Origin of the sequence: Macromonas nakdongensis (assembly GCF_002837145.1) — a bacterium.
Lineage (GTDB): Bacteria > Pseudomonadota > Gammaproteobacteria > Burkholderiales > Burkholderiaceae_C > Macromonas_B > Macromonas_B nakdongensis.
In genome coordinates this window covers 1-8,712 of record NZ_NWMV01000100.1, presented here as the reverse complement: position 1 = coordinate 8,712, position 8,712 = coordinate 1, and the positions used below count along the sequence as shown (strand labels likewise).

Annotated in this window: 9 protein-coding genes and 2 pseudogenes; 9 read left to right on the top strand and 2 right to left on the bottom strand. The window is 57.1% G+C overall.

The genetic code is table 11. From position 1 onward, the window contains the following. Window positions 1-279, bottom strand: a pseudogene (locus CON77_RS15610) (hypothetical protein); the annotation flags it as partial. Window positions 280-656: 377 nt separating this feature from the next. Here CON77_RS15610 and CON77_RS12470 point away from each other — a divergent pair. The 9 genes from CON77_RS12470 to CON77_RS12435 all read left to right on the top strand — a co-directional run bounded on the left by CON77_RS12470 (window position 657) and on the right by CON77_RS12435 (window position 8,019). Further along, the gene (locus CON77_RS12470) at window positions 657-1,448 is read left to right on the top strand and encodes a sterol desaturase family protein (RefSeq protein WP_101049612.1); all 792 of its coding nucleotides are present in this window, start codon (window positions 657-659) and stop codon (window positions 1,446-1,448) included. A gap of 44 nt (window positions 1,449-1,492) precedes the next feature. Continuing rightward, entirely contained in the window at window positions 1,493-1,678 is a 186-nt protein-coding gene (locus tag CON77_RS15210; protein ID WP_157826951.1) for a hypothetical protein, read from the top strand. Then, window positions 1,675-2,019 (top strand): DUF6166 domain-containing protein, encoded by a 345-nt coding sequence (locus tag CON77_RS12465; protein ID WP_101049606.1) that lies wholly within the window; start codon window positions 1,675-1,677, stop codon window positions 2,017-2,019. Before CON77_RS15210 ends, CON77_RS12465 begins: the two co-directional genes overlap by 4 nt. 24 nt (window positions 2,020-2,043) lie before the next feature. Next, window positions 2,044-2,814, top strand: coding sequence for an alpha/beta fold hydrolase (locus CON77_RS12460; RefSeq protein ID WP_101049604.1), 771 nt, complete (start codon window positions 2,044-2,046; stop codon window positions 2,812-2,814). A gap of 74 nt (window positions 2,815-2,888) precedes the next feature. Continuing rightward, a complete protein-coding gene (locus tag CON77_RS12455) occupies window positions 2,889-3,653 on the top strand; it encodes an SDR family NAD(P)-dependent oxidoreductase (RefSeq protein WP_198552364.1) in 765 nt (254 codons plus the stop codon). A 130-nt stretch (window positions 3,654-3,783) separates the two neighbouring features. Then, the gene (locus CON77_RS12450; RefSeq protein WP_101049602.1) at window positions 3,784-4,872 is read left to right on the top strand and encodes a TRAP transporter substrate-binding protein; all 1,089 of its coding nucleotides are present in this window, start codon (window positions 3,784-3,786) and stop codon (window positions 4,870-4,872) included. 83 nt (window positions 4,873-4,955) lie between these two features. Then, on the top strand, window positions 4,956-5,516 hold the full coding sequence (locus CON77_RS12445) for a TRAP transporter small permease subunit (protein ID WP_101049600.1): 561 nt from the start codon (window positions 4,956-4,958) through the stop codon (window positions 5,514-5,516). After that, window positions 5,509-7,197, top strand: coding sequence for a TRAP transporter large permease (locus CON77_RS12440; RefSeq protein WP_101049608.1), 1,689 nt, complete (start codon window positions 5,509-5,511; stop codon window positions 7,195-7,197). The genes CON77_RS12445 and CON77_RS12440 overlap by 8 nt, the downstream gene beginning before the upstream one ends. Before the next feature lie 96 nt (window positions 7,198-7,293). Further along, the gene (locus CON77_RS12435; protein WP_024972724.1) at window positions 7,294-8,019 is read left to right on the top strand and encodes a GntR family transcriptional regulator; all 726 of its coding nucleotides are present in this window, start codon (window positions 7,294-7,296) and stop codon (window positions 8,017-8,019) included. Between the two features lie 337 nt (window positions 8,020-8,356). On the opposite strand, the pseudogene CON77_RS12430 reads toward CON77_RS12435, so the two are convergent. Then, window positions 8,357-8,620, bottom strand: a pseudogene (locus tag CON77_RS12430) (transposase); the annotation flags it as partial. Window positions 8,621-8,712 lie beyond the last annotated feature (92 nt).

Genomic DNA, 8,712 nt, shown 5'->3' with positions numbered 1-8,712 from the left:
CGAGTCGTCATAATCTGACCGGTCCTGCCTGGGGGAATTTGGGGTGGCCAAGGGTGGGGGAATTTGACCTGGCCATCGGGGCTCAAACAGCGGCAGGTCCCGTACACGCCGCGTCGTCGTCTCTTGGACTTGATGGCACGGCGCTCCATACTGTTCGCAGTGCATTTCCCGGCCCATGGCCTTGAGGTGCACCGCCAGCGTTCGGCGGGGCTCCTGCGGCCACTCCACTCGCTCTACCGAATAGCCTTCCCAACCTTCCAACAGCTTGCCATCGGCCATCTGCTTTGCTCTCCAACGCACACTTCAAAGCCATCAGAGTACAAAACCACAACGCATCTAGCCACGGTATTCCGTGATGAACCCCAGGTGCATGCGTCGTGCTGATCGCCCGGTATGCGTGTTCTTGATCGCATAACGCCCGCTTCATGATCAGTGAGGCCGTCGCGGCAGGCGCACAAAGCTGTCGTTGACCAGCGGTACGCCTTTTCCTGCTTCGTTTTCTTGCTGTTCCGGCAACCCTTTGTATGCGGTGAGCATGACCTGGTCTTAGCAACCAAATTACGGGTTTTCCCTATGTATGCATCATATATATATGTCGCATACTACACATTATTTCATGTAAATGCATGCAATCAGTAGACATTCAGGAGATGACCATGGAACTTGTTCACAGCCCAATGGGGCTACGCCAGCGTAAATACCGGGAAATCTACCGCTCGCGCCTGAGCGGCTTCTACAACGGCTATTACCACGCCTTCCTGATTTTCGGGGTGGGTCTGTACGAGATCTATTTTGCGACGCGTCACATCAGCAATGTGTTGTGGTGGGAATGGCTTTTTGTGCCAGCGGTGTTTTTATTTGGCCAGTGGGTGGAGTACCTGGGTCATCGCTTCTTAGCACATCGGCCTTCGAAATCCCCGTTCTGGCGCCTGGTCTATGTGCGTCACACCCTGATGCATCACCAGTTCTTTACGGCGGAGGAGCCACGATTCGCCAGCCATAAGGACTGGCGTGTCACGATATTTCCGCCGTTCACCCTCGTGTTTTTCACGCTGACCACAATACCATTTGCCTTTCTGGCTGGGATAATCATTTCTGTGAATGTTGGCTGGCTCATCCTTGCAACCGCCATTGGAAGCTATGTGTTCTATGAGCTACTGCATTTCCTGTGCCATGTGGACGATAATTGGTTTCTGCGCCACTGCCCCATCGTGAACACCGCTAGGCGGCATCACACCGCACACCACGAATCTTCCCTGATGATGGAATACAACATGAACGTTGTATTTCCGTTTTGGGACTGGGTCTACGGCACTTCCGACCTGGATCGTGGCCTGTTCGGACATTTGTTTAATGGTTACAGCACCAAGTATGTGAAGAAGGGCCTTCGCAAAACCCGCAAGACGCCGGTCGAAACACCGATCGACACCAAGCCTGATTTCCGGTGAGGCGTCAATGTTTAACAAACTCTGAGAATTCTAGGAGATGAGCGATGCCTGTGGGTAAGAAAGTTATGTTCTCCGTGCTGCTTTTATGCGCAGGAGTACTGGGCTATTGGATCGAAGTAGCGATGGGTATGGAGCGCAACATTCCCTATCTCATTGTATTGGTTGTATTTCTGATGCTCGGCCTTTGGTCCATGTCGGCGGTGCAGAAAAAAGACGAGGGTAACAAATGATCAAAATCGCACAGGAGCAGCCATCTGCGGGTATCTACAGCGGAGAGCGCACCATCGACGGTCTGGTGGTCATGTACAAAGGGGCTCCTCTGACGAAGCTGCTCGCGCTCGACGAGACGTCGAACGATGACTTCGAATGGGGCTATGAAGGTGACGCGCCGGCAAGACTGGCCCATGCTCTGCTGTTGCATCGTACTGGCGACCCCGCGGTGGCTGATGCCTTTTCCATTCGTCTGATGGTGCAGTTTGTCGCAAAATTAGACAACGAATGGGAGGTGCGGGAAGGCCAATTGGATCGTCTGATTGAAGAGATCCAGCAATCCACACCGGCATTGTCCTGACGTTCGTGGAAGCGAGGAAACGATATGTTGTCACCGAATGCCGTTGGCTCGATCGATGCCATCGAGTACCTGTCTGGCACGAGCACCGAAGTTCGGTCTGAGGGTTCAGGTCCACCACTGATCCTGCTGCATGGTTTGCAGAGCGATCTGACTATCTGGGATGGTGTTTGCGAGCATCTTCGCAGTGTGGAGCGCATTCGGCTGAATTTTCCTGGCAGAGGAAAATCTGCCAGAGGGAGCGACACATGGCATTCGTTGGAGTATTTCTATTCAATAGGAAGGTTTGCTGAGCTGCTTCATTCGTTGGTGCAAAAGCTGGATCGTCGTGTATCCATTGCTGGTTGGAGCATGGGGGCAATGGTCGCACTGGAGTATGTCAAACGTTACGGCACCGATGACATCCGATCGCTGGTGCTGTGCTCCGGATTGTCGAAAGTGGCGGGGGTGGCAAACATATTTCAGTCCATGAATGATGAAGGGCTCCTGATGGAAATATCCGAACGCTCCGAGAAGGCGGGATTGAAGGGGTCGACGGATCCCTTGGCTGTGCTCAATTGCTGGAAATCCATGCTGCATTTCGATTGCAGGGAGGTACTTTATAAAATTGATATCCCGACATTGATCGTGCATGGTACCGAGGATCTGGATTGCCCGTTTTCGGATGCCATGCTGGTTTCCCAGCGAATTCCGTGTTCGGAACTTGTTGCGCTGGATGGATGCGGCCATCTGATCCTGTCTGAAAGGCCCGGGGCAGTGGGTTTAGCTATTTCAGAAGGTATGAAAAGGTTAGGCTGAATGGCCAGGGATTTGTCGGGTTGGTTTCATCAGGGTAATGTGTCATTGGTCGGATTTTTATTGCTTTTTTTGAAATGAAGGAGACAGCTGTGCGGCTTGAAGGCAAAGTGGCTTTGGTAACGGGTGGTGCAGGTGGCATTGGTGCTGCCATCTGCAAGTTGTTCACGCAAGAAGGGGCTACCGTATACATCTGCGATCTGCATGTGCAGGATGGCGAGACGTTGGCTCAGAAGTACATCGTGGAAGGCAAGAAGGTGTATTTCCTACCTCTGGACGTGACGGATGCACATGCATGGCAGTCGGTACTGGCTCGCGTCGAGGCGTCGGAGGGCCGCCTGGACGTGCTGGTCAACAACGCCGGCATCAGCGGATCGGTGCCCGACCGGATGGACCTGGACTATTTCGACAAGCAATGGGAGATCAACGCACGCGGGACTTTCCTGGGGATGAAGCTGGCCCGCGATCTGCTGGCCAAGAGTGGGCGGGGGTCGATCGTCAACATGTCATCCGTGGCGGGGTTGATCGCCCATGAAATCACGCACATGGGCTACAACGCCTCCAAGGGCGCTGTGCGCCTCATGTCCAAGGCAGCGGCGGTGCAGTTCGCCGATCAGGGCATCCGCGTCAACTCCGTTCACCCTGGTTGGATGTCCGCCATGCGCACATCGGTCAGCAGCGCGGATCCCGAACAGCGCAAGAAGCTCAACGCCGAAGTGCCTCTCAAGCGCTCCGGCACGGCAGAGGAAGCCGCCCAGGCTGTGCTGTTTCTCGCCTCCGACGATTCATCGTATGTGACAGGTTCCGAACTTGTCGTTGATGGCGGCTTGTCCGCCCGATAGCCGCCAGCAAGTGCCCGAAGGCATCGACGGGCTTGCATCGGTGCCAACCTAAAAAGCCGGGAAAAAGATGCCCCCCGCTGGCGTGTGGCGGTGGGCGAACTTGCCTGAACTCTACAGAAGGAGACAAGACATGACTCGACGCAGACAGCTATTGAAAGCGGGCGCTTTGGGCGCTACCGCATCGTTCACTGCGGGCGCTTACGCCCAGACGCAGCGGTCGGTTCGATGGCGGATGGCCGCGCTCTATCCCCGAAGTCTCGATACCTGCTACGGTTCCACCGAACAGATGTGCAAGCGCGTGGCCGAACTCACCAACGGCAAGTTCACTATCACCCTTCACCCTCCGGGTGACCTGGTGCCACCGCTGCAAGTACTGGACGCGGTGAGTGCCGGCACGGTTGAGGCCGGGCAGGTGTCCGGCTCGTTCTACTTTGGCAAGAACCCGGCGTTGGTGTTCGAGTCCGGTCTGCCGTTCGGCATGAACGTACGGCAACAGAATGCTTGGCTGTATGAGGCCGGTGGGCTCAAAGAGGTGCAGAAGGTGTTCGCCGGATTCAATTGCCACTCGGTGCCCTGCGGCAACTTTGGCACCCAGATGGGGGGGTGGTTCCGCAAAGAAATCAACAGCCTTAAGGATCTCTCCGGGTTGAAGATGCGGATTGGCGGATTCGGCGGACAGGTGATCAGCCGTCTAGGCGTCGTGCCTCAGACGATCCCGGGCGGAGACCTCTATGCTGCGCTCGAGAAAGGCGTAGTCGACGCGGCCGAGTTCGTCGGTCCCTATGACGATGAAAAGCTTGGACTTGCCAAGGTGACGCAGTATTACTACTCGCCCGGTTGGTGGGAGGGTGGCAGCGCGCAAGTCTCGGCAGTCGCGAATCAGAAAGCTTGGGCGGCATTGCCGAAGGACTATCAGGCCGCGTTCGAGGTGGCGGCGTTCGAATCCAACATGCGCATGCTGGCGATCTACGACTCCAAGAATCCGGACGCCATTCAGCGGATTCTGTCGTCGGGCGTCAAGTTGCGGTGGTTTCCCAAGGAAATTCTGGACGTCGCTTACGACACGACGATCAGCATGCTGGAGGAAATTTCATCCAAGGACGCGGACTTCAAGGCGATTTACCAGCACTACCGGAATTTCCAGAACAAGCAGTCTTCCTGGTACCGGGTGGCAGACCATTTCCTCGACAGCTATTCGCTGTCGAGGCGTGGACGCTGAGGCAGAAAGAAGCCTCTGATTCAGGGGCATCAGGCCAGCGGGCATCTGTATGGGTGCCTACTGGCATCACTTGAAGGCACGTTATGTTGAAGATTACTCATGGCATCGACCGGCTGAGCGAATGGGTTGGTATCACGGCAAGGTGGTTTTTTGTGGTCGCGGTGGTGATCAGTGCTGGAAATGCCATCAGTCGTCGCGTGTTCGACATCAGCTCGAATGCCTTCTTGGAACTGCAGTGGTACCTGTTCGCTGCGGGAGTGCTGCTGGGCGCTGCCTATGTGCTGCTCAAGGACGGCCACGTGCGCGTTGATTTCGTTTCCACGAAGCTGAGCGCACGAACCAACGCAACTGTGGATGCGGTGGCCCTGTCGCTGTTTGCTATCCCGTTTTGCCTAATGCTGATCTGGTATTCCTGGCCGATGTTCGAGATCGCCTGGCGAACTGGGGAGATGAGCTCGAACGCGGGGGGGCTGACCCGCTGGCCTGTGCTTCTGTGCTTACCGGTAGGGTTTGCATTGCTGCTGCTGCAGGTGTGTGCGGAAATTGCCAAAAGAATGCTCGTGGTCCTCGGCAAAGAAGGGGGGGGGGGCGTGGTGGGCCGGGTCGAGGATCGCAGCGGCTCCAAGGGGGGTGCTGATGCTTGAAGGGTTTCTGGTGGCGAATTTCGTCCCACTCATGTTTGTCGGGCTTCTGGTGTTCTTGTTGAGCGGCATTCCCGTTGCCTTTGCCTTGATTGGAACAGGACTGACGTTCGGGGTACTCGGCATGGAACTGGGGCTTTTCAGCCCGAGCCTCTTCAGTGCCCTTTCGTACCGGATTTATGGAATCGTACAAAATGAAACCTTGCTGGCGGTCCCCTTTTTTACCTTGATGGGGCTACTGCTGGAACGTTCGCGAATGGCGGAAGACCTGCTCGAGGTGGTCGGCCACGTATTCGGCCCGATCCGCGGTGGCTTTGCGGTGGCTGTCGTGCTCGTCGGCGCCATGCTGGCTGCAACCACCGGAGTGATTGCAGCGGCGGTGATTTCGATGGGGCTGATATCCCTGCCCATCATGCTACGTTACGGGTACAACCGGCCCATCGCAGCGGGCGTGATCGCCGCGTCCGGCACGCTGGCGCAGATCGTACCGCCGTCGCTGGTGCTGATCGTTCTCGCTGATCAACTGGGCCGATCGGTGGGGGACATGTATGCTGGTGCCATGTTGCCATCGGTAATCCTGATCGGGTTGTTCTTGGTATTCATCGCATTCGTCGCTGTGATTCGGCCTCACTGGGTGCCGGCAATCCCCGTGTCCGCTCGCATCCACCGCGAGCCCTCGGGCTCCAGCGGCCATGCTTCGCTGCTCGTTCTGCTGATCTTGGCGCTTTTGGTCGGATTGGGCTGGGCACATTTCCATGACCGGATCGTCGAGCGCCTGATCGGGCGGGAGGGGATTGCGGCAACCGATGAGGTTGTCATCATCAGCTTGATGGTAGCCACGGTATTCGCTTACCTGCTGGCCTGCGTCGACCTGTGGCTCAGACTGAACTGGCTTTCTCGTCTGGCAAAGCAGGTGACGTTCGTGATGATACCGCCGATCGTTCTCATCTTTCTCGTGCTCGGAACGATTTTCCTAGGCATTGCCACGCCCACCGAGGGCGGGGCAATGGGAGCGGTGGGTGCATTCGTGATGGGAGTTGCCAGAAGGCGGCTCAACCTCCCGCTGTTGACGCAGGCTGTGGATTCGACTGCCAGGCTAACGGTCTTCGTGCTGTTCATTCTGATTGGTGCTACGGTGTTTTCTTTCGCGTTCAATGCGGCGGATGGGCATGAGTGGGTAGAAGCCCTTTTCAAACAGTTGCCGGGTGGACAGACGGGCTTTTTGATTGCTGTTTGCGCATTGGTATTTGTGTTGGGCATGTTTATCGATGCGTTTGAAATCGCATTCATTGTGATTCCGGTTCTCACTCCGGTGGCGGTCAGTATGGAAGTCGACCTGCTCTGGTTTGGCGTCATCATTGGCATGACCTTGCAGACGTCGTTCTTGACGCCACCGTTCGGTCTGGCGCTTTCCTATCTGCGCAGCGTGGCACCCAAAACAGATGGTGTCGACCGAAAGAGCGGGCTGGATGTGAAGGGTGTGAGTACCGCGCAGATCTATGCGGGGTGTATTCCATTCATTGCGCTGCAGATTTTGGCGACAGCGTTCGTCATCTACGATCCGTCGTTCGTTCTCGGTCCGGTCAACAGCGGAAAGGCTGCGCCGGTTGCCGTAGATGCGGATACCCTGATGCCCCCTTCGATGGATACACTGATGCCGCCCATGTCTGACTTGAGCAACTGATCGTCCTGGAGCGAAGCAGGGTGCGGGTGGCATTTGCCGTGCTTGCTGCTCGGCATAGAATGGCCCGGATGCTTGATTTCCAGAACCTGCATAACAATGTCTGAAGACATCATGGGGAAAAAAACCGGTTTGGCATTTGGTGCGGGGAAGGCTGGGTACCTGCCGCTTCGGAAGAGTCTCGCCGAGCGTGCGTACGATATTCTGGAAGAGGCCATCATCACGCTTGGCTTGGCGCCGGGCAGCATTATTTCCGAGCAGGAACTGAGCGAGTTGACCGGCATCGGGCGCACGCCCACGCGCGAGGCGATTCAGCGGCTTTCCAGGGATCGTTTGATTCAGGTGCTGCCCAAGCGGGGTCTGATGGTTTCGCCACTGGATCTGGTGGGCCAGCTGAACCTGCTTGAGCTAAGGAGAGAGGTCGAGGGTCTTGTTTGTCGTTCCGCCGCCCGGCGCGCAACGCTTGATCAGCGAGTGCGGTTTTCTTCCATAGCTGTCGATTTTCGCTCATGTATCGTAAGCAACGACCAGATCAATTTTGCCCGCTTGGACAAGGAGTTCGGTGAACTTTGCCTAGAGGCTGCGCAGAACGAATATGCCGAGGCCGCGATGCGACCGATTCTGGGTTTGGCGCGGCGCTCCTGGCACTATCACCAAAGGCGCGGAGCCTCGATGTCAGAAATGGCGTTGCTGCACGCCGTGCTGGCGGATCGCATAGTCAGCGGTGACGAAGATCTGACGGATGCCGCATTGACTAATTTGCTCGATTACGTCGAGCGATATGCGAAGTCCACATTGAATGTCCCATTGTCGCGCAAGAGTTAAGGCTTGTGTGACACCTGCCCAGCCGCACAAGCGGTAGAGCACCCTCACTGCTGTCGGGCAGGTGTTGCATAAGCCTCGAGGGAGGAAACCGCGGCGACCGCCACGGTAGATGTCGAGCGCGGTGGCTATGGCGATTGCTCTACGCGCGGGTCGCGAGTTGGCAGCCTGCGACTGAGCATCGACACCTCATCGATGACCGCAGGCGCCCATCCGTGTGCCGCTTCGATACGGCAGGAGCTCTTGGCCGATCCTGCGCAGACGCTGACCAGGCGACGCACGCAGAAGCCCACCGGGCGCCATGTCCAGCGTCGAGTTGATCGGTGGTGTTCGAGCGTGGTCATGGTGCCGGCGGCGCCCGAATCGAGCAGTCGCGCAAGAAGACCTGCAGCACCACCATCGCGTGGCCGCAGTGCGCGCAGACGAAGGTCGGACGTGGCGAGTCCAAGCCATCGGCGGCCGGCGTTTGCGGCGATGACGGCGCCACCTGCAACAACTGGCGCGCCAGCGCCAGGTTGTCCCGCCGGTTGCTGTTGGCCAACAGGCCGTAGTGCCGGATCCGGTGGAAGCCGCCCGGCAGCACATGCAGCAGGAAGCGGCGCATGGGGTCTCCTCGTTTTCAGTGCAATAAGTGACGGTACGCAAAGCTAGCACTGGCGCGGGGGTGGTCTGGGTAGACCGTTGATTTCATTGACT

Excerpts from the sequence above, each read along its gene's own strand:
- CON77_RS15210 (WP_157826951.1), top strand. The coding sequence starts at position 1,493 with ATGCCTGTGGGTAAGAAAGTTATGTTCTCCGTGCTGCTTTTATGCGCA.
- CON77_RS12465 (WP_101049606.1), top strand. The coding sequence starts at position 1,675 with ATGATCAAAATCGCACAGGAGCAGCCATCTGCGGGTATCTACAGCGGA.
- CON77_RS12450 (WP_101049602.1), top strand. The coding sequence starts at position 3,784 with ATGACTCGACGCAGACAGCTATTGAAAGCGGGCGCTTTGGGCGCTACC.
- CON77_RS12445 (WP_101049600.1), top strand. The coding sequence starts at position 4,956 with ATGTTGAAGATTACTCATGGCATCGACCGGCTGAGCGAATGGGTTGGT.
- CON77_RS12455 (WP_198552364.1), top strand. The coding sequence starts at position 2,889 with ATGAAGGAGACAGCTGTGCGGCTTGAAGGCAAAGTGGCTTTGGTAACG.
- CON77_RS12435 (WP_024972724.1), top strand. The coding sequence starts at position 7,294 with ATGTCTGAAGACATCATGGGGAAAAAAACCGGTTTGGCATTTGGTGCG.
- CON77_RS12460 (WP_101049604.1), top strand. The coding sequence starts at position 2,044 with ATGTTGTCACCGAATGCCGTTGGCTCGATCGATGCCATCGAGTACCTG.
- CON77_RS12470 (WP_101049612.1), top strand. The coding sequence starts at position 657 with ATGGAACTTGTTCACAGCCCAATGGGGCTACGCCAGCGTAAATACCGG.
- CON77_RS12440 (WP_101049608.1), top strand. The coding sequence starts at position 5,509 with ATGCTTGAAGGGTTTCTGGTGGCGAATTTCGTCCCACTCATGTTTGTC.